Annotated in this window: 24 protein-coding genes and 1 pseudogene; 11 read left to right on the forward strand and 14 right to left on the reverse strand. The window is 67.9% G+C overall.

The genetic code is table 11. The annotated features are described in order from the left end of the window. The 4 genes from B6N23_RS12915 to nhaD all read right to left on the reverse strand — a co-directional run bounded on the left by B6N23_RS12915 (position 1) and on the right by nhaD (position 5,638). Positions 1-2,826: a bifunctional diguanylate cyclase/phosphodiesterase gene (locus B6N23_RS12915; protein WP_305499532.1), complete on the reverse strand. Its 2,826-nt coding sequence runs from the start codon at positions 2,824-2,826 to the stop codon at positions 1-3. Positions 2,827-3,088: 262 nt separating this feature from the next. Beyond that, complete coding sequence (locus B6N23_RS17055) at positions 3,089-3,409, reverse strand: hypothetical protein (RefSeq protein WP_369424636.1); 321 nt, start codon at positions 3,407-3,409, stop codon at positions 3,089-3,091. Further along, entirely contained in the window at positions 3,384-3,815 is a 432-nt protein-coding gene (locus B6N23_RS12925; RefSeq protein ID WP_439649823.1) for a hypothetical protein, read from the reverse strand. Before B6N23_RS12925 ends, B6N23_RS17055 begins: the two co-directional genes overlap by 26 nt. 338 nt (positions 3,816-4,153) lie before the next feature. Continuing rightward, entirely contained in the window at positions 4,154-5,638 is a 1,485-nt protein-coding gene (nhaD, locus tag B6N23_RS12930; protein WP_305499534.1) for a sodium:proton antiporter NhaD, read from the reverse strand. A gap of 245 nt (positions 5,639-5,883) precedes the next feature. Here nhaD and B6N23_RS12935 point away from each other — a divergent pair. Then, a pseudogene (locus B6N23_RS12935) lies at positions 5,884-6,590 on the forward strand (IS5 family transposase). A 75-nt stretch (positions 6,591-6,665) separates the two neighbouring features. Here B6N23_RS12935 and B6N23_RS12940 read toward each other — a convergent pair. Further along, complete coding sequence (locus tag B6N23_RS12940) at positions 6,666-10,127, reverse strand: translocation/assembly module TamB domain-containing protein (RefSeq protein WP_305499536.1); 3,462 nt, start codon at positions 10,125-10,127, stop codon at positions 6,666-6,668. 117 nt (positions 10,128-10,244) lie between these two features. Here B6N23_RS12940 and B6N23_RS12945 point away from each other — a divergent pair, with 117 nt between their 5' ends. Next, the gene (locus tag B6N23_RS12945) at positions 10,245-10,952 is read left to right on the forward strand and encodes a DUF3581 family protein (RefSeq protein WP_305499538.1); all 708 of its coding nucleotides are present in this window, start codon (positions 10,245-10,247) and stop codon (positions 10,950-10,952) included. Between the two features lie 45 nt (positions 10,953-10,997). After that, positions 10,998-12,704 (forward strand): formate--tetrahydrofolate ligase, encoded by a 1,707-nt coding sequence (locus B6N23_RS12950; protein ID WP_305499540.1) that lies wholly within the window; start codon positions 10,998-11,000, stop codon positions 12,702-12,704. 24 nt (positions 12,705-12,728) lie between these two features. Here B6N23_RS12950 and B6N23_RS12955 read toward each other — a convergent pair whose 3' ends face one another. Further along, positions 12,729-13,625: a universal stress protein gene (locus B6N23_RS12955; RefSeq protein WP_305499543.1), complete on the reverse strand. Its 897-nt coding sequence runs from the start codon at positions 13,623-13,625 to the stop codon at positions 12,729-12,731. A gap of 96 nt (positions 13,626-13,721) precedes the next feature. After that, the gene (locus tag B6N23_RS12960) at positions 13,722-14,741 is read right to left on the reverse strand and encodes an acyltransferase family protein (RefSeq protein WP_305499545.1); all 1,020 of its coding nucleotides are present in this window, start codon (positions 14,739-14,741) and stop codon (positions 13,722-13,724) included. A 127-nt stretch (positions 14,742-14,868) separates the two neighbouring features. Between B6N23_RS12960 and B6N23_RS12965 the strand changes: the two genes are divergently transcribed. The 3 genes from B6N23_RS12965 to B6N23_RS12975 all read left to right on the forward strand — a co-directional run bounded on the left by B6N23_RS12965 (position 14,869) and on the right by B6N23_RS12975 (position 18,116). Beyond that, positions 14,869-15,747, forward strand: coding sequence for an alpha/beta hydrolase (locus B6N23_RS12965; RefSeq protein ID WP_110070710.1), 879 nt, complete (start codon positions 14,869-14,871; stop codon positions 15,745-15,747). Between the two features lie 70 nt (positions 15,748-15,817). After that, positions 15,818-16,786 carry a magnesium transporter CorA family protein gene (locus B6N23_RS12970; RefSeq protein WP_305499547.1) on the forward strand — a complete coding sequence of 323 codons (969 nt, stop codon included), beginning with the start codon at positions 15,818-15,820 and terminating at the stop codon, positions 16,784-16,786. Between the two features lie 97 nt (positions 16,787-16,883). Beyond that, positions 16,884-18,116: a DUF3422 domain-containing protein gene (locus tag B6N23_RS12975; protein WP_305499549.1), complete on the forward strand. Its 1,233-nt coding sequence runs from the start codon at positions 16,884-16,886 to the stop codon at positions 18,114-18,116. Positions 18,117-18,122: 6 nt separating this feature from the next. On the opposite strand, the gene B6N23_RS12980 is transcribed toward B6N23_RS12975, so the two are convergent. The 5 genes from B6N23_RS12980 to B6N23_RS13000 all read right to left on the reverse strand — a co-directional run bounded on the left by B6N23_RS12980 (position 18,123) and on the right by B6N23_RS13000 (position 20,604). Next, positions 18,123-19,307 carry an MFS transporter gene (locus B6N23_RS12980; protein ID WP_305499551.1) on the reverse strand — a complete coding sequence of 395 codons (1,185 nt, stop codon included), beginning with the start codon at positions 19,305-19,307 and terminating at the stop codon, positions 18,123-18,125. A 12-nt stretch (positions 19,308-19,319) separates the two neighbouring features. After that, complete coding sequence (locus tag B6N23_RS12985) at positions 19,320-19,553, reverse strand: DUF1289 domain-containing protein (protein WP_305499553.1); 234 nt, start codon at positions 19,551-19,553, stop codon at positions 19,320-19,322. Further along, complete coding sequence (arfB, locus tag B6N23_RS12990; protein WP_305499556.1) at positions 19,550-19,963, reverse strand: alternative ribosome rescue aminoacyl-tRNA hydrolase ArfB; 414 nt, start codon at positions 19,961-19,963, stop codon at positions 19,550-19,552. The genes B6N23_RS12985 and arfB overlap by 4 nt, the downstream gene beginning before the upstream one ends. A gap of 42 nt (positions 19,964-20,005) precedes the next feature. Beyond that, the gene (locus B6N23_RS12995; RefSeq protein WP_110070228.1) at positions 20,006-20,221 is read right to left on the reverse strand and encodes a DUF3820 family protein; all 216 of its coding nucleotides are present in this window, start codon (positions 20,219-20,221) and stop codon (positions 20,006-20,008) included. A 176-nt stretch (positions 20,222-20,397) separates the two neighbouring features. Further along, on the reverse strand, positions 20,398-20,604 hold the full coding sequence (locus B6N23_RS13000) for a cold-shock protein (protein ID WP_169959231.1): 207 nt from the start codon (positions 20,602-20,604) through the stop codon (positions 20,398-20,400). Between the two features lie 369 nt (positions 20,605-20,973). Between B6N23_RS13000 and B6N23_RS13005 the strand changes: the two genes are divergently transcribed. Then, entirely contained in the window at positions 20,974-21,738 is a 765-nt protein-coding gene (locus tag B6N23_RS13005; protein ID WP_305499563.1) for a class I SAM-dependent methyltransferase, read from the forward strand. 116 nt (positions 21,739-21,854) lie between these two features. Here the strand turns inward: B6N23_RS13005 and B6N23_RS13010 are convergent. Then, positions 21,855-22,611 (reverse strand): IS5 family transposase gene (locus B6N23_RS13010; protein WP_305499566.1). Its coding sequence is split into 2 segments (ribosomal slippage): positions 21,855-22,280 and positions 22,282-22,611, totalling 756 coding nucleotides; the frame shifts between segments, so codons are not numbered across the junction. 81 nt (positions 22,612-22,692) lie between these two features. Between B6N23_RS13010 and nfsA the strand changes: the two genes are divergently transcribed. Further along, positions 22,693-23,424, forward strand: a complete 732-nt coding sequence (gene nfsA, locus B6N23_RS13015; protein WP_305499574.1) for an oxygen-insensitive NADPH nitroreductase — start codon at positions 22,693-22,695, stop codon at positions 23,422-23,424. Between the two features lie 91 nt (positions 23,425-23,515). Here nfsA and B6N23_RS13020 read toward each other — a convergent pair whose 3' ends face one another. Next, positions 23,516-23,740, reverse strand: coding sequence for a hypothetical protein (locus tag B6N23_RS13020; RefSeq protein WP_305499577.1), 225 nt, complete (start codon positions 23,738-23,740; stop codon positions 23,516-23,518). Between the two features lie 483 nt (positions 23,741-24,223). Between B6N23_RS13020 and B6N23_RS13025 the strand changes: the two genes are divergently transcribed. The 3 genes from B6N23_RS13025 to B6N23_RS13035 all read left to right on the forward strand — a co-directional run bounded on the left by B6N23_RS13025 (position 24,224) and on the right by B6N23_RS13035 (position 26,542). Next, complete coding sequence (locus tag B6N23_RS13025) at positions 24,224-24,808, forward strand: nucleoside deaminase (RefSeq protein ID WP_305499579.1); 585 nt, start codon at positions 24,224-24,226, stop codon at positions 24,806-24,808. Positions 24,809-25,046: 238 nt separating this feature from the next. Further along, positions 25,047-26,195: a Fic family protein gene (locus B6N23_RS13030; RefSeq protein WP_169959227.1), complete on the forward strand. Its 1,149-nt coding sequence runs from the start codon at positions 25,047-25,049 to the stop codon at positions 26,193-26,195. Further along, on the forward strand, positions 26,195-26,542 hold the full coding sequence (locus B6N23_RS13035; RefSeq protein ID WP_305499582.1) for a hypothetical protein: 348 nt from the start codon (positions 26,195-26,197) through the stop codon (positions 26,540-26,542). The genes B6N23_RS13030 and B6N23_RS13035 overlap by 1 nt, the downstream gene beginning before the upstream one ends. The last annotated feature ends 7 nt before the right edge of the window (positions 26,543-26,549 follow it).

Below are 26,549 nucleotides of genomic sequence, written 5' to 3' on the forward strand. Positions count from 1 at the left end.
TCATCGAGTGTCACTGATAATGCTCTCGATGGGTTCTGGCATGCCCAGTAAATAACCCTGCCCATAAGCTATCCCATAGTCTTGCAGTATGGGTAGCAGGGCCTCCTGGTTTACAAATTCAGCAATGGCCTGCTTGCCGAACCCGGCTGCAATATCGGCAATGGCCTTGACGATCACGCGGCTGTCGGCATTCACCGCCAGGTTGCGGATAAAACTGCCGTCGATCTTGATGTAGTCCACCGGAAGCTGGCCCAGGTAGTGGAAGCTGCTGAAGCCCACGCCGAAGTCATCCAGGGCCGTGCGGCAGCCGAGGTCCCGGATGCCCTGCAGTACCCCTCGGGCCGTGGAGAAGTCGGTCACGGCGGCGGTCTCGGTGACCTCAAGGATCAGGTACTCGGGATCGGCGCCGCTGGCAGCAATCTCATCGGCCAGGTACTGGTTCAGCCCATCGTCATGCAGGGACTGCCCGGAGAGGTTCACCGCCAGGCTTACCCCCTGCTCCTGTACCCGGCTCAGGGCGCGAAGGCTGTGACGCAGCACCCAGCGGTCCAGGGCGATGATCTGCCCGCTGCGCTCGGCTACCGGGATAAAGGTCGCCGGCGAGATAAGACCACCCTGGTCGTCGCGCATGCGCAGCAGCACCTCGTAGTGGCGCACGTCGCGATCCTCCAGGCGCACGATGGGCTGAACCATCAGCTCGAAGGCATCCTCCTCCAGGGCGCGGTGAACGCGCTCTTCCCAGTAGACCCTCTCCTGCAGCTCCTCACGGGCTCCCTGCGCCGTGGCCAGCAGGTGCCAGCGCTGGGTGCCCGAGGCCTTGGCCTTGTACATGGCCATGTCGGCGCTGGCCATCAGGTCGATGGGGTTGTCGGCATGTTCCGGGAAGAGCGCGATACCGCTGCTGGCCGAGACCCTATGCCGCCGCTCCGCGGCCACAAAGACGGTGCCCTCGAGGATCTGGCTGATCTGCTGGGCGATGCGTACGGCGAGATCGGCATCCGCTTCCCTTAGCAGCAGGGCGAACTCGTCGCCCCCCAGCCGGGCGATGACGCCCCGGTGGCCGAGTTCCTCGGTAAGCACGCGAGCCACCTTGCGCAGCAGCTGGTCGCCGGCCTGGTGGCCGCAGAGCTCGTTGACATCCTTGAACTGGTCCAGGTCCATCAGCAGCATTGCCCCGCTCAGCCCATGCTTGATCGCTGCGCCCAGAGCCTCCTGGAAATAGCGGCGGTTATAGAGGCCGGTCAGGGGGTCGCGTTCGGCCAGCCAGGTCAGGCGTGCCTCGGCGGCCTTGCGCTCGGTGATATCCAGGCCGACCGAGATCCTCCCGGGCGCGGCCTCGTTACTCCCGGGGAGCGGGGCGTGGTACCAGGCGATGGTGTGCTGCTGGCCATCGGCGGTGACCAGCAGGCGCTCCTCCAGGTGCGGGGCGGCAAGGGGCGGGCCGGCGGGCGGCTGGCCCGGCGCGAAGACATCCTCGAACAGGCGATTCAGCAGTGTCTCCTCTTCGCTGCCCATGACCGTCAGCGCATAGTCGTTGACCAGGCCGATGCGGCCGCTGGCGTCCTGGGTCACGATGAAGACCCGGGCGGTATCCAGCAGGCTGCCGATGAAGTCGCGCTCCCTGGCCAGCTCCTCGACCCGCTCGGCGAGCTGCTCGCCTCGGGCCGAGACCTCCCGCTCCAGGGTCTCGAGCTGGTCGGCCAGTGCCAGGGTAGTGCCCTGCAGCACGTCGATCTCGTCGGCCAGGAGGCGCCGGGGACGTGGAATGGCGGCCCTGGCCTCGGCGAAGCTCCCTTGGGCCAGGGTGGGCAGCACGCTGGCGATCCGCCGCAGCCGGGCCATGGGGCTGAGCAGAATGGCGAGCAGCAGAAGCTCCGCCACCAGCCAGCCGGCAAGGCCCACGGCGACCAGCACCCGGGTGTCATGGGCGATGGCCTTGATCTGGGGGGTGATGTCAGAGGCGAGCAGGAAGTAGCCGACGCTGCGGCGGTCCTCGTCCTCGTCCATGCGAACCGCGCTGAGCTCGATGGTCTGGCCCGAGTGCTCCAGGCGCCGTGGCTGGCGCTCCAGATCTCGCACCGAGACCTGGGGGGCGGCACTGCGCAGGATCGGCAGGTAGGCTTCCTGGCGCGTCATGGCGATGAGCTGCCCGCGCCAGGCGGGAATCGCCCGCTCCTCGGGCAGTTCCGGGTCGGCCGAGCTTCCCACCACCAGCAGGGCCACGTCGCTCTCGGAGACCTGCTGAGCCTGGCGAGTGACGTCGGCCAGGGAGCGAGAGAGGATCACGGCGCCTGCGCTCACTCCCTCGACCAGCACCGGTACCGCAGCATACTGGCGGCAGTCGCTGGAGCAGCGCAGGGCGGAGTGGGGCATCTCGTCGCGCAGCACGCGGCGCACCCACTCCTGGACGGGGCGCTCGTTGTGCAACTGCCCCTCGCCCCAGGCGGCCTGCTGGTTCGCGTCGATGTCGAAGACGAGGATCTCGTCGATCCCTGCCTCCAGCTGCAGCGTGGGCCACTGGGTCTCCAGCGAGTCGACCAGCAGCGCCGGCTGGCCGGCCTGGAGCGCCTCGCCCAGCCCCTGGCCCGAGGCCACCAGCGAGGCCAGCTGGCGCAACCCTTCCTCGGAGCGCTCCAGGGCCAGGCGGATCTCGCGGACCTGACGCTCACCGTGCTCGCCCCGGTTGGTCTCGAACTGGCGGGTCAGGTTGGTATGCACCAGCCAGGCGGAAAGCGCCACCAGCATTACCAGAAGCAGGCTGCTCAGGGCGAGGACTCGCCAGGTCAGGCTCAGGCGGCAGGGCTGGCGGTTGATGTTGGTCCGCATGCGTAGCCTCGGGCCGGTCAGAAGCGCAGCGAGAGCTGGAACAGCAACATGTTCCAGCGACGGCTGGTTTCTGCCGGGTCCGGGTTGTCCTGTGTGGGAAGCCAGCCAGTGCCATCGATATGGTGGTACTCGGCAGCGAGCAGGACACGCGGATTGACGGTCCACTGAAGGCCCAGGGTGTAGTCCTCCGCGAACTGGCTATGGGCGGGGCCGGCGCCGCTAGCCTCATAGGCAGAGCCTGAGCGATCGTCGCGGTTGTTGATCAGGCTGTCGTAGCGAACCAGCCACTGCCATCCCCGCCGGCGCGCCGGCTGAGCACCTGGGCGGCGATCAACACGTCCTGATGGGGGCGGAAGGAGGCGTTGGCGCCGATCTCGGTGTACTTCAGGCTGCCGCCGCCGCTGCTGCTCGGGCCGAAGAAGTCATTGCGATCGGTGATCACCAGCGCCTGGCTGAGGAAACCGTGCAACTGCAGGGTATCCAGCATGCTGCTGTCTGCCGCAGCCGGAGCGTTGCCGCCCAGCAGCAGGGCGGCCAGCGCCAGTCGGGCACGGCGCTCACTCCACCGAAATGACTTGGACACGATCATCCAGATACTCCCTTTCCAGATAGCCCAGGGCGCCGGGGGTGTTGGCGATGCGGTCGAGCATCTCGGCCTGGGAGAAGACTCGCGTGGGGGCCTGCCCGGTGCCGGAAAACACCATGCGGTCCCAGGCCAGCTGAAGCTGGTGCGGATAGACGGCCAGGCGCTCCTTCACGAAGCGCCCGTGTACAGGATCATTGTTGCTGAGTACATGGACCCTCACCGCCTGGCCATCCGGCCAGGTGCGTTGCCGCATGGCGAAGATGGCGCGGGTGGTATCGCGGGTCAGGTGGACGGTCCGCACATCCGGGTGGGCCACCAGGACCGGGCTCTCGTCGGCAGCTGCCAGGGAGGGCCAGCACAGCGCGAGCAGGGCCGCCAGCAGGCCATGCCTCAGCCACGCCACCGGAAGGCCCCTTGACGGCTGGACAGGCGCTCTGACGCCACCGCTGGAGGTGACAGGATGGAGATAAGCTCTGCGTATCGGTTCCCCGTGAATGATTCGCTGCAGCCTCGGGCTTCGTCTTGCGCGTCGCTCCGGGCGAGGACCTTCTCTCCTGCATACGATGTGGCCATCTGGTTATGGTGTCGGCAGCCGCCGCCCCTTGCCCCGGCGACTGTGCTGATGCGGCCATCTTTGGATACGCTACATCATTGGAAGGCAATGTAAAGCGAGGATCTCAACGCGTAACGAATTCCGGCGGCAATCGCCGCCGGAGAGTGGGTGAAGTCACCAGGAATCGATCAGTTGAAAACGGTAAAGCTGTGGGCGTTGAGCCAGAGGTGGGTGGCCACGCTGGCGGCGTAGCCGACGGCGATGACCGGCGCCCAGCGCAGGTGGCCCATGAAGGTGTAGTTGCCCCGGGCCTGACCCATCAGGGCAACGCCGGCGGCGGAGCCGATGGAGAGCAGGCTGCCGCCGACGCCGGCGGTCAGGGTGATCAGCAGCCAGTGGCCGTGAGACATCTCGGGCTGCATGGTCAGCACCGCGAACATCACCGGGATGTTGTCCACCACCGCCGAAATCACGCCCAGGGCGATATTGGCCCAGGTGGCGCCCAGGTTCCCGTACAGTGCTTCCGATACCATCGTCAGGTAGCCCATGAAGCCGAGTCCGCCGACGCACATCACCACGCCGTAGAAGAACAGCAGAGTATCCCACTCGGCGCGGGCCACGCGGTTGAAGACGTCGAAGGGCCCCACGCTGCCGAGCTGGGCCAGCTTCTTGTCGTCGCCGCGCTGGGTATAGCGGGTGCGCTTCTTCTCCAGCGAGCGCGGCAGGGTGCGGCGCAGGAAATAGCCGAAGAACTGCAGGTAGCCCAGACCGGTCATCATGCCCAGTACCGGCGGCAGGTTCAGCAGGGTGTGACAGGCCACGGCGGTGGCCACGGTGAGCAGGAACAGCGCGATGATGCGCCGCGCACCGCGCTTCAGCCAGACATCCTCCTGGACGCTGTCGGGCTTGCGGTTCTTGATGAAGGCGCTCATCACTACCGCCGGGATCAGGAAGTTGACCAGCGAGGGCACCAGCAGAACGAAGAATTCGTGGAACGCCAGCATGCCGGCCTGCCACACCATCAGGGTGGTGATGTCGCCGAAGGGGCTGAAGGCGCCCCCGGCGTTGGCCGCCACCACGATATTGATGCAGCAGAGGTTGATGAAGCGCTTGTCGCCCTCGGCGACCTTGGTCACCACGGCGCACATCAGCAGCGCCGTGGTCAGGTTGTCGGCGATGGGGGAGATCAGGAAGGCCAGCACGCCGGTGATCCAGAACAGCTGGCGGTAGCTGAAGCCCTTGCGCACCATCCAGGAGCGCAGCGCGTCGAAGACGCGGCGCTCCTCCATGGCGTTGATGTAGGTCATCGCCACCAGCAGGAAGAGCATCAGCTCGGTGAACTCGAGCAGGGTCTCGCGGAAGGCGTGCTCGGCCTCGTTCGGCATGCCCGACTGCACATAGACCCAGCCGATCAGGGCCCAGATGATGCCGGCGGCGACCAGTACCGGCTTGGACTTGCGCATGTGCAGCTTCTCCTCGCCCATAACGAGGGCATAGGCGAGGACGAAGATACTCACGGCCAGCACGCCGACCAGGGAGCCGGTCATGTCCAGCTCGCCGGTCACCGCATGGGCGGCGGGGCTGAACAGCAGGGCGAAACAAGCGAATACGAGAAGGCTCGACCACCAGGCGGAGCGCCGGGGCCGTGAGGCGATGCCATCGATTGTGTGCATGGTTGCAGTGTCCCGAGGAAGGGGTTGCGGGGAGGGGGTAATAAGCGCGCCGATTCTAGCATGTGATGATGCGGTGCAATACGGCGGGAGGCCCCGTCACAGAGGCGTTTCGCATGCTTTTTTTGCATGCTAGGGTGCGTTAACAATTGCCGATGGAGATCGGGCTGATTTAGAATATCAGCATTTTTCGGTGATCTATGCCTCGGCTAATGCTACGTGATGACCAATGGGAGCGCATCGAGCACATGCTCCCCGGCAAAGCTTCAGATCGCGGGGTGACGGCCAAGGACAATCGCTTGTTCGTGGAAGCCGTCCTGTGGATCGCCCGGACAGGCGCTCCCTGGCGTGATCTGCCCGACGCCTTCGGTCGCTGGCACACTGTCTACATGCGCTATAACCGGTGGTCTAAGAAGGGGGTCTGGCAGCAGGTTATCGACACATTAGCCGATGATCCCGACATGGAGCAGCTGATGATAGATGGCAGTATCGTCAAAGTTCATCAGCATGGGGCGGCAAAAAAAAAACGGCTCAGAGCACCGAAGCCATGGGGAAATCGCGTGGGGGATTGAGCACCAAGATCCACGCGGCGGTCGATGCCCTCGGCAACCCGGTACGGCTAATCCTCACACCGGGCCAAGCGTCTGAGTACGGAGCCGCCCCAGCGTTACTGGCGGGCTTTTCTCCAGCGGCGGTGCTTGGCGACAAGGGGTATGATTCCACCGCTTTGAGGGACATCATTCGAGCGGTGGGCGCCGAGCCGGTGATTCCGCCGAGAAAGAATCGCTTGGAATGCCCCGAGATAGATTGGCACTGTTACAAGGATCGCAACCTGGTAGAAAGGTTCTTCCAGAAAATCAAGCAGTTCAGGCGGCTGGCAACACGCTATGAGCGACTGGCGAGAAACTACCAGTCGCTACTCAACCTTGTATCCGCCGTCATATGGCTGGCCTAATTGTTAACGCTCCCTAACGACCTTCTTCAGGACCTTTGTTCATGCAGCCCGCGACCGAGCGCGAAGACCTCCGCCTCAACGTGGCGTCAGGGCCTCCCGGAACGCCTCCGGGGAGGTCTCCTCCAGCTCCTCTCGACCCTGCTCCCCGAACCAGCGGCGCGGCTGCCAGAAGCGCAGCGTTCGTTCGCCCTCCTGGAGGGCGACGCCAACGGCGAGTCGTCCCAGCCTGGCGTAGAGCTGGCCGTCCAGGCGCTCGTCGCGAAAGGCGAGCGCGGCCAGCAGGGCGAGCGGCCCTCCCTCCAGCCGTGCCTCATCCAGGTAGATGCCGTCGGCGGCCATGGTCAGCCGAGCCTCGCCCTGGATATCGCGCACGGTCAGCAGGCGTCCCAGCCAGTCGCGCTCCCGGGCGCCCGCCAGGAAGAGCCGCGCCAGCAGGCCGCTGTCGCGCATGGCGAGGCCCAGCCGGGCATCGACCTCCAGCGGTTCCGCCCAGGTAAGACGGCCCTCCTCGAGGGAGAGCCGGGTCCACCAGCCGGCCTCGCCCTGGCCGTCGGCATCCCGGCGGGTGACGTTGTCCAGGCGCAGCAGGGATCCCGAGGCATCGAACCGCCGTTCGGCCAGGTCGCCCTCGCGCAGGCGTGCCTCGAGGCGCAGGTCGCCCGTCAACCGCTGGCTGGCCAGGCGCAGCTCGGTGCCGAAGGCCTGCAGCACCAGGTCGCCGTGGGCGCCCAGGCCCTCCATCGCCAGCGCCGCCTCCAGGCTGGCGCGCCCGCCCAGCAGCTCCACGCCTGCCGCCTCCGGCAGGTAGGCGTTGTAGAGGGCGAGGTCCGGCACCTCGACGATGGGCAGTGCCACCCGGGTGGTGAAGGCGCCGATGTCGAGCCGCTCGGGGTCCGTGGAGAAGTGGGGCGTGGCGGTCTCCAGGGTCAGGTGGCGCCCGGCCAGCCAGGTGCGCTCCTGCTCGGCCTCGCGGCGCAGGGCGAAGCGCGGCAGCGAGAGCGTCAGCCGGGCGCCGGGGCTTTCTGCCTCGCCCTCCAGGCGCGCGTCGAGTTCGCCGCGCCCCACCGCCCGGTAGTCGAGGAAGCCCACCGCGAGGTCGTCGGCATCCACCCGCAGGTGGCTCGGCGCCAGCAGCTGCTCGCCTGCCAGGTGCAGATCGGCCGCCAGCCGGCCGCTGCCGCGCAGGATGAGGCCGTGCTCCCGGGGCAGGAAGGCGTCCAGGAACCCCAGGCGGTCGACCATGCCCTCCAGAACCAGCCGCCCGCGCCGCGCGCTGGGCTGATCCAGCCGGGTGAAGCGTGCCTCCCGGGCCACCAGCACGCTGCCCAGCCGCTGTTCCTCGTCGGCATTGGCGGCCGCGGCGGAGAGCGTCAGCCGGCTGCCGGAGAGGTCGAACTCGCTGCCGTCCAGGCTGGCCTGGCCCAGGGCCAGTTCGAGGGTCATCTCGCCGGAGACCTCCTCGCCGAGCAGCCGGCCGCTGATTCGGCGACCGCTGAGCCATGCCTCGCCGCGGATGCGCTCCTCCTCGAGCATCAGGCGGCCCCGGCTGTCGGCCCGGCCGCCGCTGAGTGCGAAGGGGGCGCCTTCGGGAAGATAGGGCGAGAGCACGGCCACGTCCGCCAGGCTGGCGCCCTCCCAGGCGAGCGCGGCCCGCTCGGGCAGCGGCGAGCTGCCTGCCTCCGGCGGGTGGCCCTCGGCCGCCAGGGTCAGGCGGGCGCCCTCCAGCAGGCGCGCGCCATCAGCGTGGCGGATCATCCCGGCCTCCTCCAGGCGCAGGTCCAGGCGCAGCGGCAGGGTGTCGGTGTCGCGCCACTCGGCGACGAGGCGACCGCGGCCCTCGGCGCGGGCGTGGGGCAGGCTCACCCCGAGCGCATCGCTGGCCACCTCCAGCCGGCTGCCGGCATCGACCCGGCCATCCATCAGCCGCGCCCTGGCGCGCACCTCGCCGCCCCCGCTCAGGGCGATGCCGCTTCCGTCGAACAGCCCCGTCAGGAAGGGGTCGAGAAATCCCAGCCGGTCGAGGCGGCCGGACAGCGCCAGCTCGCCGTCCAGCGGCGGCTGCGGCTGGTCGCGCAGGGTGTCCAGCGGCACCCGGGACGCGAGCCGGGCGGTCTCCAGGGTCAGGTCCAGGCCCAGGGCGTCGGCGCGCTCGTCGCCGGCGACGTCGAGCCGCAGGCGGGTGCCGGAGAGATCCAGTCGTCGCGCCTCCGGGTCGAGGCCAGGCAGCGCCAGGTCGAGGCGCAGGTCGCCCCGCAGCGGCTGCCCCTGAAGGGTCAGGGAGACCCGTTCGCCGGCCAGGGTGAAGGCGCCGGAGAGCTCTCCCGCCCGGTAGTCCAGCCGGCCGTCGAGGGCGGCGCGTCCGCTCTGCAGGGCCACCGGGGCGTGTTCCGGCAGGAAACGCGCCAGGGCGCGAACATCGGGCACCGTGGCCGCTTGCCAGCTCAGCCGCGCCTCGTCGGGCGGTGCTGGTGAGGCGGCCAGGTCCGTGGGCAGCGACGCCTCGAGTTCGAATCGCCGACCCGTCAGCAGCGGTGCCGGCTCCTCGCCCTGATGCATCGCCAGCTGCTCCAGGGTCACCGCCAGCCGGCCGGCCGCTGCATCCCCCGAAGCCGTGGCCTCCTCGTCGACGCTGGCCGTCACGCGGCCGGCACCGCTCAGACGATAGGCCTCGCCGGGGACCACCCAGGCCGGTGTGGCGTCATCCTGGCGGCGGCCCGCCAGCAGGGCGGTCTCGTCCAGAGTGACGCCGAGTTCTGCGGCGTCAAGCACCAGGCGGCTGCCGGGGGCAAGCACGCCCCGTTCCAGGGAGAGCGCGCCCTCGAGGCTGCCGCGTCCGGTCAGGCCCAGCCAGCCCAGCTCCGCCAGATAGGGATTGAAGAGGTCCCAGGCGTCGGCGCGGGCCGCCAGGGTGAGGTCGCCGGAGAGGAAGCGCAGCGCGGCCTGGCCGGGATGGGCCGCGGGATCGAAGGGCGCCGCGCTGAGGTCGGCGGCGAGGGCAATCTCCTCGGCCAGGGGCATTCCGTCCCGAGCCAGGGTGGCCTGCTCGAGCGCCAGGGTGAGGCGCCCCACGCCCAGCTCGTCCCGGGCCAGCGCCAGGTCCGACAGGGCGAGCCTGCCCTCGCCGCTTAGCCGGTGACCGTCGACCTCCAGACGGCGCAGGCCGCTGGCCGACAGCTCGCGAATCGCCAGGCGTCGGGTCAGCAGGGACGCCAGCATGGCCGGCAGGGCGAGCTCAAGGCGGGCGGCATCGACTTCCAGCGCCAGCGGGAGCGCCTCGTCATCGCGCTCGATCACGAGCCGCTCCACGGTGAGGTGCTCCCAGCCGGGGCGCGAGCCCTCCCAGCGGATCGACAGCCCCTCCTGGCCGGAGAGCCTGGCCTGCAGCCAGGGGCTGTCCAGCAGGGCGGGCAGGGTCAGGATCACGCCAGCCAGGGCCAGCGCCACGACGACGGCCGAGCCGCCCAGCCACCGCCAGGGGCCGCTCCGCGGGGGTCGCTCCTGCTGTCTCTTGTCGTCGTCGTCGCCTGGTCTGCCCATTGGCCCATGGTAGCGCCTAACGAGGCTTCGTTGGCGAGGGTTTTATGGCATCATCTGCGCTCCGGCAGCCGCCGGCAGGATCTGGATCGCCAACGACGCAGGGCAGGCACAGCACGCATGTTTCTCGATGAATTTCATTCGCCGGCAGGAGAGCGCGTCTGCATCTCCGCCGAGCAGGCCAGCCGTTTCGCCAAGGGAGTCGTCGGCGACTACAACCCCATCCATAACCCGGATGCGCGCCGTTTCTGCGTGCCGGGTGACCTGCTGTTCGCCCTGGTGCTGGCCCGCTTCGGGCTCTCCCAGCGGATGGATTTTCGCTTCCTGAACATGGTGGGTGACGGCACCCCGCTCTGTTTCCAGGAGGGGGAGGATGGCCTGATCCGCGTCTGCGACGAGAACGGCAAGTGTTACCTCGAGGTCACACGCAGCGGCGAGACGACCCGTGACGAGGCGGTGGTGGAGGCCTTCACCCGCTGCAACGTGGCCTTCTCCGGCAAGAACTTCCCCCACTACCTCAAGCCGCTGATGGAGGAGAAGGGGGTGATGTTCAACCCGCGCCGGCCGCTGGTGATCTACGACAGCATGGGCTTCTCCCTCGAGCGCCTCGACGCCCTGGCGCCGGAGCTGGCGCTGGACCGTTCATCCCTGGAGGTCAACGGCAAGCGCGGCGACTGCCTGCTGGAGTTCCACATCCAGTCCGGCGGTGTCTCCATCGGTACCGGCTCCAAGAAGCTGGTGGTCAGCGGCCTGTGCGACTACGACCCGACCTCCATGGACGAGATCGTCACCGAGTTCTATCGCCTCAAGGCCGCCTACGAGGCTTGACGCACCCGCGAGCGCTGCCGGCAGGGCCGGCTCGGAGGAGTCCCCATGTCTCGACAGCTGGATGATGGCGAGGGCATCTCCGGGCATGCGCCCGAAAGCGACCTGGCCATCGCCCGCCGCGCGCGGCTCGAACCGATCCTGCCGCTGGCCGAGGCCCGCCTTGGCCTCGCCGCCGAGGACCTGGTGCCCTTCGGCCATCATCGCGCCAAGCTCTCCCTCCCGCTGCTGCAGCGGCTGAAGGACCGCCCCCGCGGGCGCCTGGTGCTGGTCTCCGCCATCACCCCGACCCCCGCCGGCGAGGGCAAGACCACCGCCTGCGTCGGGCTGGTGGACGCCCTCTCGCGCCTCGGAATCTCGGCCCTGGCCTGCCTGCGCGAGCCGTCCCTCGGGCCGGTGTTCGGCATGAAGGGCGGTGCCGCCGGTGGCGGGCGCGCCCAGGTGGTGCCCATGGAGGCCATCAACCTGCACTTCAACGGCGACTTCCACGCCGTGACCGCGGCCCACAACCTGCTGGCCGCGCTGCTCGACAACCACCTCTACTGGGGCAATGCCCTGGGCATCGACCCGGCTCGGGTGGTGTGGTCCCGGGTGCTCGACCTCAACGATCGCAGCCTGCGCCGGGTGCGCATTGGCCTGGGGGAGGTGGAGCGCGAGAGCACCTTCGAGATCACCGCCGCCTCCGAGATCATGGCGATCCTCTGCCTGGCCGAGGACCTCGCCGACCTCGAGCGACGCCTGGGCCGCATCGTGGTGGCCTGGCGGCGCGACGACACCCCGGTGACCGCGGCGGACCTGGGCGCGGTCGGCGCCATGTCCGCGCTGCTGCGCGATGCCCTGGCCCCCAACCTGGTGCAGACCCTGGAGCACACCCCGGTGCTGATCCACGGCGGGCCCTTCGCCAACATCGCCCACGGCTGCAGCTCGCTGACGGCCACCCGGGCGGCCCTGGCGCTGGGCGAAGTGGTGGTCACCGAGGCGGGCTTCGGTGCCGACCAGGGGCTGGAGAAGTTCATCGACATCAAGTCGCGCCAGTCCGGCCTCTTTCCGGATGCCGTGGTGATCGTGGTGACCCTGCGTGCCCTGCGCTTCCATGGCGGAGCGAGCCGCGAGGCGATGCATCGTCCCGACCTCGCGGCGCTCATCGCCGGCCTCGACAACCTGGTCCGCCAGGTGGCCGTGGCCCGCGCCTTCGGCCTGGAGCCGGTGGTGGCCCTCAACGCCTTCCCGGACGACAGCGAGGCCGAGCGGGAGAGGCTGGCGGCCTGTTGCGTCGAGCTCGGCGTGGCCCTGGCGCACTGCGACCACTGGGCTCGGGGGGGGGAGGGCGCCCTGGCCCTGGCGCGGCGGGTGCTGGAACGGCTGGAGGAGGGCGGCGGCGAAGCGGCAGCGCTGTATGCCGATGGCACGCCCGTGGAGACGGCCCTGCAGGTCGTGGCTACCCGGCTCTACGGGGCCAGCGGGGTCGAACTCTCGCCCGAGGCTCGGGCGACGCTGCGGCGTCTCGAGGGGGCCGGCTACGGGCAGCTGCCGGTGTGCATCGCCCGTACCCAGTACAGCTTCTCGGGTGACCCGGCCGATGGCGGCCTGGTCAAGGGGCACCGGCTGCGGGTCCGCGAGCTCAGGCTCTCGGCCGGCGCCGGCTTCGTGGTGGCGGTGTGCGGCAGGCTGATGACCCTGCCGGGCCTGCCCCGGGAACCGGCGGCCCTGGGCATCGGCCTGGACGCCGAAGGCAACATCACCGGCCTCGCCTGAGGCGCGGCCGGGCACTAGGCGGGATCAGACCACCACGGTGACCGGGCAGGGCGCCAGGTCGATGACCCGGTGGCTCACGCTGCCGAGCAGCGACTCGCGCCACTTGCCCAGCCCGCGCCGGCCCATCACGATCATCGGCCGCTCCGCCAGGTGGTGGCGTGCCCGGGAGACGATCGCCTCGGCGAAGCGCTCCTCGTGGAGCAGCACCTCCTCGATGCCCCCGGGGATCTCCCCCAGGGCCTCCCGCGCCAAGCGAAAGACCCGCCCGGCCTGGCTCTCCCCGTCCTCCTCGAGCCCCCCGGCCTGGCCGCCGGGCTGGCAGAACACCAGCTCCACCGGCACCTCGGCGCTGCGTGCCAGGTCGCCGGCAAGCCCCGCCGCCTGGTTGGCATGGAGCGAGCCATCCACCGGCAGCAGCACCCGGCCGATGCCCGAGGCCTCCTGCATGCTGGCGTCGTCGTGGACGATGGTCACCGGGCAGCGGGCGCGGTGCACTACCTCGTTGCTGACGCTGCCTTGCACGAACTTGCCCACCTCGCTCAGGTGGCGCGCCCCCAGCACCAGCAGGCAGTCGGGCTGGCTGCGGGCATGGGCCACGATGGCCCGGTCCGGGTGGCGGATGAAGGTGCTGTCCTCCAGCACCACCTCCTCCGGAGCCGGTGTCAGGCCGGGTTCGATGGCCGCGCGGGCCTTGGCGAAGGCCTCCCCGGCTATCTCGAGGCGGACCGTCCGGTCATGGTCGGCCTCGGCCTGGCGGTTGGCGGGGATATCGCACAGCTCCGCTGGGTTGAGGGGCATCACATGCAGCAGCTGCAGCGGGGCGTCCAGCAGCCGGGCCAGCAGGCTGGCATGGCGGGCCGCCGCGGCGGCCGTGGGTGAACCGTCCACCGGGACGATGATCCGAGAGACCTGCTCACTCATCGACACACTCTCCCTTGATGACTGTCGTTGCCCCTGGGGGGCGAGGCGGGCTGGGACTAGATTAGCAGCCTCCGGTGGCCGCCGTCGCCCCTGCCCTCAGGCCACCCGCAGCCGCTTGCCGAACAGCAGCCCGCCCCACTGCATGCGGTTGGCGGTCAGGTTCCAGGCGATGGAGCCGGCCATGCCGACCACCGCCAGGGCCAGCACATAGAGCGCAAGCGGCAGCCGCTGGCCGGGGTCCAGCACGTCCACCAGGTTGAAGAACATCGGGTGGGCCAGGTAGATGCCGAAGGAGAACTCGTTGAGGCGCCGTACCAGCGGGGGGGCCGGGCGGCCGCGCAGCCGCCCCATGATCCACAGGGTGAAGAGCAGGAAGAACGGCACCACCCACACCTCCTTGGAGGAGTACTCCAGCCAGCCGGGCAGCGAGAGCAGCACCACCAGGCCGATCAGGGCGACCAGCCAGCGCGGGCGGGCCAGCGCCACCAGCCAGGCCGGCCGCGCTTCAGGCGTATCCTGATAGTGCTTCACCAGTACCATGGCCAGGAAGAAGAGGTAGAGCCACCCCAGCGGGGCGATCCAGTGCAGGTAGCCCGGCGGCAGGCTGCTGCGCCACTGCCAGTAGCCCCACCAGGCCATGCCGATCAGGCTGCCGATCAGAAGCCATGGCGTGGCAGGCAGCCAGCGGGCGAGGTCGAAGCGCCCGTAGAGCCAGTAGAAGGCGTAGAACTGGGCGGCGATGATCAGGAAGTAGCCGTGCCAGCCGGCATAGACCAGGTACTCGCGCAGCGTCTCCACGAGGCCCGCCTCGACCCCGTTGGCCTGCAGGCGCAGGAACTCCGCCAGCGAGTAGGCCAGGCCGTAGACCAGGTAGGGCACCATCACGTACTTGACGCGACTGCCCAGGAAGCCCTGGGGGATGTCGCGCCCGTAGCGCATCGAGAAGAGAAAGATCGAGATGAAGATGAAGATCGGGGTGCCGAGCACCGTGGGAATGCGGGCAAGGTCGGTGGCCAGGGTGTCGACGCGCTGATTCAGGTAATCGAGGAGATGGAAGCTGAAGACCGCCAGGCAGCCATAGGCGCGCAGCCAGTAGATTTCCTCGATCCGTTGCATGTCCCGGTTCCCTGTGGGCCTCGAATGGTTGAACGCTGCTTGGGCACTTGCTGTCGGACCGCGACAGGCACCATGAATTCCCTTTCATCCGGGGATTCGCATCAACCCGAGGCGAGGGAGGCCTGACATGACGGCAGCCAGACGCTGCGTATTCACCATCCTGATGTTCCTGCTGCTGGCCGGCCAGGCGCTGGCCAGCCAGGTGACCCACCACCGCTTTCACTCCGAGGCGCTGGGGCGCGACTACCCCTACACCCTCTACCTGCCCGACGGCTACCACGACTCCGGCCTCGACTACCCGGTGATCTACCTGCTGCACGGCTCCTTCGGCAGCGACCGCGACTGGGTGACCCGAGGCGCCCTCAAGGAGATCGCCGATCGCATGATCCGCCAGGGGCGCATCCCGCCGGCGGTGATCGTGATGCCCGGCAGCCAGAGCTGGTGGGTCGACGGCCACAACGAGGCGGCCCGCACCGCCTTCCTGGAGGACCTGCTGCCCCACGTGGAGGAGGTCTGGCGGGTGGTGCCGAAGCGTGAATGGCGCGGCATCGCCGGGCTCTCCGCGGGGGGCTACGGCACCATCAACTTCGTCCTGGAGCGGCCCGAGCTGTTCGTTGCCGCCGCGGCCCTGAGCCCGGCCAGCTACTATCCGCTGCCGCCGGCCAATTCCACGGCTCGGGAGCATGCCGCCTTCCTGACCCCGGACAACCGCTTCGATGCCGATCTCTGGCAGCGGCTCAACTATCCCGCCCACCTGGATAGCTACCTGGCCCAGGACTACGTGGTACCGCTCTACCTGAGTGCCGGCAACCGCGATGTCTTCGATGCCGTGGGCCATGCCCGCCGGCTGCAGGCGGCGCTGGAGGTCCACCAGCCGGGCCAGGTGCCCCTGGAGGTGCTCTCCGGCGGCCATACCTGGCGCGTGTGGCGGGCCAGCCTCGGACCGGCGCTGGCCTTCATGTCCCGCTACCTGCAGCCACCGCTGTCCGGCGAGGCGGTGCGCTGACGCGCCGACGTAATGCTAGAGTGGGGAGCATGTGGGCGGCCTCGCCCGTCGCTGCCAGGGATGACACGCCATGATACGCACGCTGATGGTGGACGCCGAGGGCCGGACCATGGCTGGGGGCGAGGAGCTGATCGCCCGCTGGCGTGAATCACCCGATGCTCGCCTGTGGATCGACATGCAGGGCGAGCCGGTGGCCCGGGAGCGGGAGATGCTCGAGGCCTTCGACTGCCACCCCATGGCCATCGATGACGCCCACCGCGAGCGCCACCCGCCCAAGATCGAGGAGTTCGAGGGTCACACCCTGATCCTCTACCGCGGCATCTCCTCCTTCGACGCCGACCTCCACTACACGCCCCAGCAGATGGCGCTGTTTCTCGGCGAGCGCTTCCTGCTCACCCTGCATCCCGGCCGGGCGCAGAGCATCGATCGCCTGTTCGAGCAGGAGGGCACCGTCCTGCTGCAGCGCTCCCCGGAGCATGTGGCGCTCAAGATCATGTACCACTCCGCCGGCTACTACCTGGACAGCCTGCTGGAGTTCGAGAATGCGCTCAGCGACCTGGAGGACGCGCTGACGCTCAACGGCAGCGATACCCTGATGCGCCAGGTGATCGGCTATCGCTCGCGGCTGGTGAAGATGCGGCGGTTGTTCAACTACCACCTGGGTATCACCCAGGAACTGACCGCCTACGACTACTCCCACCTGCCCCGCAACGTCAGCGAGACGCTGCATGCCATCAACGACGTCCACGAGCGCTTCGAACGGCTACTCACCCTGACCCAGATGTACTACGAGATCTGCGGCGACCTGGTGGATGGCCATATCTCGCTCTCCTCGCATCAGCTCAACATCACCATGCGCATTCTCACGGTGATCACCGCCGTCTTCGTGCCGCTGACCTTCATCGCCGGCATCTATGGCATGAACTTCGTGCACATGCCCGAGCTCGAGCATCCCTATGGCTATTTCATGGTGCTGGGCCTGATGATGAGCATCGGCGTGGGGCTGGCGTGGCTGTTCCGCCGCAAGGGATGGTTCTAGCCTTCGATACCCTGGAGGCGAGGCGCCTTGCCGCAGGCGCTTGGCTCCCGCGGCGTGAGGCTCTAGTCTCGGAGGTTCCCCCTTTCGAGCCCCGACCATGCACCCACTTCGCGAAGCGCTGCACGACGAGCTGCACGCCCGACCCTCGATCCATTTCGCCGGACCGGCACACCTGCACCACTACGCCATGCTCGACCAGGCGGGCCAGGCCGAGGCGCTGCTGGCCCGGATCGACTCACTTGCCCACCGTGAGCGCGACCCGGAGGCGGTGCAGGAGATCCTCGAGATCGACGGCATGACCCTCAAGTGGGAGCGCCATACCGAGTTCTTCACCCTCACGCTGATGGTGCCGCGGCAGCCCGACCAGGCGCTGTGGCCGGAGCCGCCGCCGCTGCTGGAGGCGCTGTTGGCGTCCCACCGCGACCAGGTGATCAGCGCCACCCTGATCCTAGTGGAGGCCGCCCACCGCTGGTCCGGCAGCCCCGAGGCCTACGGTTTCCGGGATCCGGCCGGTTCCCGGGTCGCCGACGGCGAGGCCACGGTGTGGAGCGACTTTCGCCTCACGCCGGACGGGGTCAATCGCCTGCTGCTGGTCAACCAGGCCCTCGACGGCTTCCGCCTGGGGCGCATGGCCCGCCGCCTGCTGGAGATCGAGACCTACCGCATGATGGCGTCCCTGGCGCTGCCCCTGGCCCGCGAGATGCGCCTGGAGCTGGATGCCAACGAGCGCGAGCTGGATACGCTCTCGGTGCGCAACGCCGAACGGCAGAGCGAGAGCTCGCGACCGCTGCTCGCGGCCATCTCCGAGCTCTCCGCCCGCCTGGAACACGCCAGCGCCCGCTCACGGCTGTGCTTCAGCGCCACCGAGGCCTATGCGCGCATCGTCGATGCCCGCATCGAGGAGCTGCGCGAGAGGAAGGTGGGCGAGCATCCTCGCCTGGGCATCTTCATCCAGCGCCGCTTCCGCCCCCTGGTGCGCTTCTGCGCGGCGATCCACGCCCGCCAGGAGGCCCTGGCCGAGAGCGTGGCGCGTCTCAACGACCTGCTGCGGACCCGCGCCCAGGTGGAGATCGAGGAGCAGAACGCCGAGATGCTCAAGAGCCTCAACGAGCGCACCAGCAGCCAGCTCAAGATCCAGAAGGCGGTGGAGGGGCTGTCGATCATCGTGATCAGCTACTACCTGTTCAGCCTCTTCAAGCTGGGCCTGCAGAGCCTCGGCGCCCTGGGCGTGGCCATCGTGCCGGCGGTGGCCGCCCCCATCATCGGCCCGCTGGGCCTCGGCATCCTTGCGGTGCTGGCGTGGCGCATCTGGCGCGTGAAGCAGCACTGAGGTGCCTCACCCGGCCCCCCGATCCTGGCCGTCCCGGGGGGTGTGTCGTATCCGGCGGTGCAGCAGCACAAGCCCCGCGGCCTGCAGGCATACCAGGCCGACCAGCAGCGGGGCGAAGGCGCCGGTGCCGGCCCGCTCCAGCAGCGGGCCGGTCAGCGACGGCACCGCCATGGCCCCGCCGCCGGCCGCCAGGAAGACCAGCCCAGTGGTGCGCCCGCTCATGGTCATCAGCTGGTTGGCCAGTCCGAACAGGGTCGGGAAGATGGCCGAGCTGGCGAGCCCGAAGAGCAGCGCCACGGCCGACAGCGGCAGCCAGCCGAACTGCAGGGCCAGGCTGGCCAGCAGCGCCAGCCCCAGGCAGAGCCACAGAACCCGCCATGGGGTAGTGCGGCGCAGCAGCGGGATGGCCAGCAGGCGCCCGGCGGAGAGGGTGACCCAGAACAGCGTTACCAGCAGCGCCGCGCGGCCGGGCGGCGTGCCAGCCAGGGTGGCATAGGCGGTGATCCAGCCGGCGAAGGTCACCTCCATGCCCACATAGAGCGCAAACAGCAGCAGGAAGAGGGCGAGCCGCCAGGGGTCCGGTGCGGGCCGGTGGGCACCCGTGCCGGGCCGTGGCGCCGGAGGCGTGGGGCTTGGCTGCCTGGCCAGCGGGGCGATCAGCAGCAGGGCGTAGAGCCCTACCGCCCAGAAGGCCAGGTGGAAGAGGCCGGTCACGGCCAGCGCCGCCACCAGCAGCAGCGGCACCAGCATGTTGCCGAGCGCGAAGCAGAAGTGCAGGGCGCTGATCCAGGGCGGCGAGGCCGGGCCATGGGTCCATAGCAGCAGGGTATTGGCCCCGGCGTTGATCGAGACCTCGCTGAAGCCGAGCAGGAAGACCACCGCCGTGAGCATTGCCAGCGCCTGGCTGAACGGCACGGCGACCAGGCCCAGCGCCATCAGCCCGAGCATGACGATGAGCACGCGATGACCGGGGAAGCGGTCCACCAGGGCGCCCGAGACCACCGAGCCGAGCATGTTGCCCAGGGCCCGGGCCGTGAACAGGATGGCGATCTGGCCCATGGTGGCGCCGGTCATCTCGGCCAGATGGGGCAGCGCCGGCCCCAGCAGGCCGCCGCTCATGCCGATGGCCACGAAGGCCGCAAAGTAGCTGTAGGTGGTTCGGCGTGCGCGCTCGGCGGCAGGTGCCGTCATCTCCGCTCCCCCTCAGCCGCGCTGAGCCTCGGCCTGCCGTTCGGCCTCCTCCGCGTCGGCGGCGCGCCTTGCCTGGGCATCCAGCCGCTGCCAGACGGCCTCGCGCTGGGCCGCATCCATTCGCGACCAGCGGGCGATCTCGTCCAGGGTGCGGTGGCAGCCCAGGCAGAGGTCGCCCACCGGCCGGCAGACCTTGATGCACGGGGACTCGGGGCGCGTCGGGAGTCCTGCTTCGCGCTCGCTCATTCGCTCACCTTCCCGCGCAGCGCCTTGGTCCTGCCCTTGCGAGTCTTGGCGTCGACCCGCTTGCGCTTGGCGGCGCGGGTCGGCTTGGTGGGCTTGCGCACCCGACGCTGCTTCACCGCGTCGCGGATCAGCTCGCGCAGGCGCTCGAGGGCATCCTCGCGGTTCTGCTCCTGGGTGCGAAAGCGCTGGGCCTTGATGACCACCACGCCCTCCTGGGTGATGCGCTGGTCGCCCAGCGCCAGCAGCCGCTCCTTGTAGAAGGGCGGCAGGCTGGAGCGCTGGATGTCAAAACGCAGGTGGATGGCAGAGGCCACCTTGTTGACGTTCTGGCCACCGGCGCCCTGGGCGCGGATCGCATTGAGCTCGATCTCCCAGTCGGCCAGTTCCACGGAGTTGGAGATGCGCAGCATGGGGCTCCTGCTGGTGTTGGCAATCGGCGAGGGGGGGGCGGGTCAGCGCGGCGGGCGCAGCGGCTCGAGCAGCTCGCCCAGCCCGTTGTGGTCGATCTCGTGCATCAGCGCCAGCAGGGCGCCGAGCCGGCCGGGCGGGAAGCCTTCCCGGGCGAACCAGGCCAGGTAGGGCCCCGGCAGGTCGGCGATCACCCGGCCAGCGTACTTGCCGTAGGGCATGCGCAGGGTGACCAGCGTCTTCAGGTCCTCGGGTCTCATTCGCCTACCTCCATGCCTGTCCTTCGCCGTCGTCCTGTGACCCAACGGCTCTGGCGCAACACTCTAGGGGGATTCGGCCCGTTCCGCCAGGGTCGGCACGCAACGCAGCAGGGCCCGCCGAAGCGGGCCCTGCTGTCGAACCCCGGAGGGTTCGAGGCATCACATGACCGTTAAGATCAGGCGATGGCTTTGATGTTTGACGCCTGAAGGCCTTTTTTGCCCTGGGTCACGTCAAAGGAGACGCTCTGACCTTCCTGCAGGGACTTGAAGCCATCGGACTGAATTTCGGAGAAATGAGCAAAGACATCATCGCTGCCGTCGGACGGAGAGATAAAGCCAAAACCCTTGGAATCGTTGAACCACTTGACTGTGCCGGTAGCCATGATAAGCATCCTTTTCGCGCTGAGCGCCTTGCGATATTCCTGGTGTTACCCAGATGAAGTAGCGGGTAGAACAAGGGAGACAATATCAGGCTGCCGAAAGAATTCGAATGCTGCTGAAACCATGCTGCTTGCCGACCAACTGACGCCACAGTGTCATGTATCCCGGTACGGGTCAAAGCCTTTCACCTTTTATTTTCGATAGCCGTCGCCTGTCAATAGGTGGCAATTTTTCCGGCGCGCGATAAAAGTGATGCGATTCAACCGACAGGGACAGATTGCCAGCGTGGAAACTCCGCTGGCGCCCGTGACGGGATTGGACCAGCTTTAAGGCAAGGGCGGAGAGTGCCGGAGAACGATGGGGGAGGAAACATGTGGAAAGCCTATGACGAACTGGCCTGGACCGAGGCATGGCTCGAGGATCCCAGGGGCGTCGAGGAGGAAGTCGCCACCTACCGCCGCCTGCTCGAGGAGCACGCCCACCGCCCGGTGCGCGAGGTGCTGCACCTGGGCTGCGGCGCCGGTGCCCACGACCGCGCCCTGAAGCGCCACTTCCGGATGACCGGGGTGGACCTCAACGACGCCATGCTGCGGCTGGCCCGGCGCACCAACCCCGAGGTGGAGTATCACCAGGGCGACATGCGCAGCGTGCGGCTGGGGCGCCAGTTCGATGCCGTGGTGATTCCCGACAGCATCGACTACATGGCCAGCCGCGAGGAGCTCGCCCTCGCCTTAACCACCGCCCGGGAGCACCTGCTCCCCGGCGGCGCTCTGCTGGTGGTGGCCAAGCCCAGGGAGCTCTTCCACGACAACAACTTCGCCTATACCGGCGAGCGTGACGGCATCCACATCACGGTGCTGGAGAACAACTACGTGCGCCCCCCGGGCGACGAGCAGTACGAGGCCACTCTGGTCTACCTGATCCGCCAGGGGGGCGAGCTCGACGTCCAGGTGGACCATCACCGGCTGGGGCTCTTCACCCAGGCGACCTGGGAGCACGCCTTCCGCGAGCAGGAGCTAAACCTGCACCAGCAGGACCTGGAGGGCATCTACGAGCCCTTCATGATCGCCGAGGGGGAGTACCCCATGCGGGTCTTCATCGGTGTCGTGCCCGGTGGCGGGGAGGCCGAAGCCTGAGCCGACCGCTGGCGCCCCCTCCAGCGAGTCTCGGCGTCACCGGCTCCGGTTGCGCCACCTCGCGCCTGCTGGGTTATGCTGGGCAACATCCTTAGCCGACTAGGGAGCGTTAACAATTAGGCCAGCCATATGACGGCGGATACAAGGTTGAGTAGCGACTGGTAGTTTCTCGCCAGTCGCTCATAGCGTGTTGCCAGCCGCCTGAACTGCTTGATTTTCTGGAAGAACCTTTCTACCAGGTTGCGATCCTTGTAACAGTGCCAATCTATCTCGGGGCATTCCAAGCGATTCTTTCTCGGCGGAATCACCGGCTCGGCGCCCACCGCTCGAATGATGTCCCTAAAAGCGGTGGAATCATACCCCTTGTCGCCAAGCACCGCCGCTGGAGAAAAGCCCGCCAGTAACGCTGGGGCGGCTCCGTACTCAGACGCTTGGCCCGGTGTGAGGATTAGCCGTACCGGGTTGCCGAGGGCATCGACCGCCGCGTGGATCTTGGTGCTCAATCCCCCACGCGATTTCCCCATGGCTTCGGTGCTCTGAGCGTTTTTTTTTTTTTGCCGCCCCATGCTGATGAACTTTGACGATACTGCCATCTATCATCAGCTGCTCCATGTCGGGATCATCGGCTAATGTGTCGATAACCTGCTGCCAGACCCCCTTCTTAGACCACCGGTTATAGCGCATGTAGACAGTGTGCCAGCGACCGAAGGCGTCGGGCAGATCACGCCAGGGAGCGCCTGTCCGGGCGATCCACAGGACGGCTTCCACGAACAAGCGATTGTCCTTGGCCGTCACCCCGCGATCTGAAGCTTTGCCGGGGAGCATGTGCTCGATGCGCTCCCATTGGTCATCACGTAGCATTAGCCGAGGCATAGATCACCGAAAAATGGTGATATTCTAAATCAGCCCGATCTCCATCAGCAATTGTTAACGCACCCTAGCGAACGAGGCCCCATGAACCCCACCGTCGAACTGCTGAAATCCCACCGCTCCATCCGCAAGTTCACCGACCAACCGGTCTCCCGGGAGCTGCTGGAGGAGCTGATCCGTGCCGGCCAGGGGGCGGCCACCTCCAGCCACGTGCAGGCCTACACGGTCATCCACGTGAAGAACCCGAGGAACCGCGAGCTGATCGCCGAGCTGGCCGGCGGCCAGTCCTATGTGGCCAGCTGCGGCGCCTTCCTGGTCTTCTGCGCCGACATGAAGCGGCCCACCGACGCCGCCGAGCGCACCGGCGCCCGGGTGATCCGCGGCATGACCGAGCAGCTGCTGGTGGCCAGCGTGGACACCGCCCTGATGGCGCAGAACGTGGCCATCGCCGCGGAATCCGAGGGGCTGGGCAGCTGCTATATCGGCGGGGTGCGCAACAATCCCCAGGAGATCAGCGACCTGCTGGGCCTGCCCGACCACGTCTACCCGGTGTTCGGCATGTGCCTGGGCTACCCTGCCCACCAGCCGGATATCAAGCCGCGCCTGCCGGTGGAGGCGATCCTCAAGGAGGACACCTACGGCGACGACCGCGAGCTGGTGGCGGCCTTCGACGAGACCATGCACGCCTACTACCAGTCGCGGAAGGGCGGCAACAAGCAGAGCAACTGGTCGCAGAACCTCACCCCGCTTTTCGACACCAAGCTGCGCCCCCATATGCGCGATTTCCTGATCAAGCGTGGCTTCGAGATGAAGTGATGACGCCTCGGCCATGAATCCGAATGGCGCCCAAAGAAAACCCCCTCCCGGCGGGGAGGGGGTAGTTACACAAGCGGTTTGCAGGGGGTAATCAGTCGTCGTTGGCGGCCAGGGGGCGGTTCTCGCCGGTGCGAACCTCGTCCCAGGCCTTTTCCAGGGTGTAACCCTGGCGGGCATCGACCGTGTCGATAACCTCAACCGCGTTCTGCAGGGACTCACCACTGCCCTTGAGGGCGACCACCAGCTTGGCAAGATCGAGCTTGCTGAAGGTGTTGGCGATAAGGTCGGCTTGCTGGCTAAGTTGGATGCAGTTCATTTTTCAATCCTCATCAAGGTCATCATTACCCCGGGGGAAATCCCGTTTTGGGGTTGCCATCTCCGATGGCGTTCTGGTGCCTTGGCTACTCATGCCGGGCCGGGTAAGTGCCCCATGCTGCAACCGCGACAGGTCTGCAAGCTTTCCAAGACCTTTGCTTCTGGCGCCTGGATCAGAAATTACTTGGCGCTCAGGTTGTAGCCGGGATCAGGTCAGTGAATCGGGGTAGCGACCCTCTGTCCTGATCCATGACTCCACTATGGGTCAGGGCAACCACTCCCACAACGCGCCATTAGCCGCACAGGGGGTTGTAGTATGACTACACGGAGAGCCAGGGAGCTCGAGGAAGGTAACGTGACTACGAGGAGGGGAAGGAATGCCGCCAAAATGGCGAGAAATAAGCCCGATGGAACGGCTTCCAGCGGGCGAAAATCTACAGCCTAATCGCGACCCGCACCACTCGACTTTCGGTGAGGAGGAGACATGGAAACGCTGTTGAATGCCGGTACAGAGGTGACCGGGGCGGCACTGGCCGCCATCGCCCATATGCCGACCGCCAGCCTGCCGGTGCTGATGGATGACGATTTCGCCCGGCGGCTCTCCGATGCCGACCTGATGCGCATCGCGGTGCTGCTGGCGCAGAAGAGCCATGACGAGGGCGGCTGCCCGATCGGGGCGGTGATCATCGACAACGCCACCCGGCGCATCGTCGGCAAGGGGCACAACACCCTGGTGCAGGAGAATCACCCCTACAACCACGGCGAGACCTCGGCCATGCGCGATGCCGGCCGCCTCGACTTCGGTAGGACGACGCTCTTCACCTCGCTCACCTCGCTGAGCCCCTGCCAGGTATGCGCCACGCTGCTCTACATGCGCGGCGTCTCGCGGGTGGTGGTGGGCGATGTCACCAACGCCTCGGGCACCGAGGCCCTGCTGCGGGAGAAGGGCGTACAGGTGGAGATCCTCGAGGACCCCCGCGGCATCGAGCTCTACGCCCGCTTCCGCGCCGGCAACCCCGAGCTCGACCTGGAGGACTGGAAGGGGCTGAGTGCCACCCAGCGGCCGTGATATCGCCCCGGCCCCCGGGTTCAGCATAGCGCCAGCGCTTCCAGCACTTCGGCCAGCGCCTGGCGCTCCTGTCTGGGCAGCAGGGGGTGGCACTGGCTCGAAAAAAGGCCACGGCGCAGGCTCGGCATAGCGCACCCCACCCTCGCTTGACCGATGAGCCGAATAGCTTGAAAATACGGCTCAAATAATGAGCCGAATAGTCGACCTTGCGGCTCATGCCGGCATACAGGTGCCCTCGATGGACGAGACCTCCACAACGCCGACCTGGGTCTGGCAGCAGCCTGGCTGGCCAGAGTTCGATTGGCGGGCTGCCGTGGTTCAGCCGCGCCTTCAGGAGGCGTGGCGTACGCTCGGCATCCTGCTGGGCAGAGCCGGTTCCCTTCCCCCCGGCAATGACCCGGCAGTGATGCTGGATACCCTGTTGCAGAACATCATCACCTCCTCGGCCATCGAAGGGGAGCGCCTCGATGCGGCGTCGGTGCGCTCCTCGCTGGCGCGGCGGCTGGGTGTGGAGGACGCCGTGAGTGCCGTGTCGCCGCGTTCGGAGGGAATGGCCGAGATGATGATGGACGCCATCGGCCTTGCCGACACGGTGCTGACCCGCGAGCGGCTGTTCCAGTGGCACCGCTGGCTGTTTCCCGATGCCGAGGCATCGCTGGTCAGGCTGCGAGTGGGCCAGTGGCGAGGCGAGGAGCCGATGCAGGTGGTCTCCGGGCGCATCGACAGGCCCAGGGTCCACTTCGAGGCGCCGCCTCGCCGGGTGCTGGAGGACGAGATGGCCACGTTCCTGACATGGTTCGAAGAGAGCCGCCACGACCCCACCCTGGATCCCCTGCTGCGCGCCGGCATCGCCCATTTCTGGTTCGTCACCCTGCACCCCTTCGAGGACGGCAACGGCCGCCTGGCGCGTGCCATTTCCGATCGTGCCCTGGCCCAGGCCGACCGACAGACCATTCGGCTCTATGCCATGTCGGCTGCGATCCTTGCCGAACGCCAGGCGTATTACCGGGTGCTCGAAGCCTGCCAGCGGGGCACCACCGATCTCACCGACTGGCTGGCCTGGTTTCTCGACACCCTGCTACAGACCTTGACGGGGGTGTTGGCCGATATCGATCGAACCCTGTCCAGGACGCGCTTCTGGCAGCGTTTCGCCGATGCCGGTCTGCTACCCGAGCAGATCAAGGTGCTCAACCGGCTGCTGGATGGCGGCGAGCGGGGCTTCGAGAATGGCATCAGTGCCGCCCAGTACCAGAAGGTCGCCAAGGTGAGCAAGGCCACGGCGACCCGACACCTGGCGGACCTGCTGGCCAAGGGCTGCCTCGTGAAGCTGCCGGGAGGAGGGCGCAGCACCCGCTATCGGGTCGCCCTGCCGCCATGCCCCCGGTGATGCCTGACCCCGACCTGGCCCCGCGGCTGCGCACGCTGCTCGAGCAACTGCCCGATGACGCCGTGCCCATCACCTACCAGCAGGCCGCCGAGGCGCTGGGACTCGCCCCACCGCGCACCATCCAGCGCGTCGCTCTGGCGCTGGAGACGCTGATGCGCGAGGACGTCGCCGCCGGCCGCCCGCTGATCGCCGCTCTGGTGGTCAGCCGCCGTGGCGACCTGCCCCGGCCGGGCTTCTTCGAGCTGGCGGTGGCCCTCGAGCGCTTTCCCTCCGAGCCGGCCCACCACGAGGAGGCCTATCGCCAGGAGCTGGCGCGGGTCATGGCATTGCGCCCTGGCCCATCCTGACTCCGCT

Origin of the sequence: Halomonas alkalicola (genome assembly GCF_030704205.1) — a bacterium.
In the GTDB taxonomy this organism is placed as follows: Bacteria; Pseudomonadota; Gammaproteobacteria; order Pseudomonadales; family Halomonadaceae; genus Halomonas; species Halomonas alkalicola.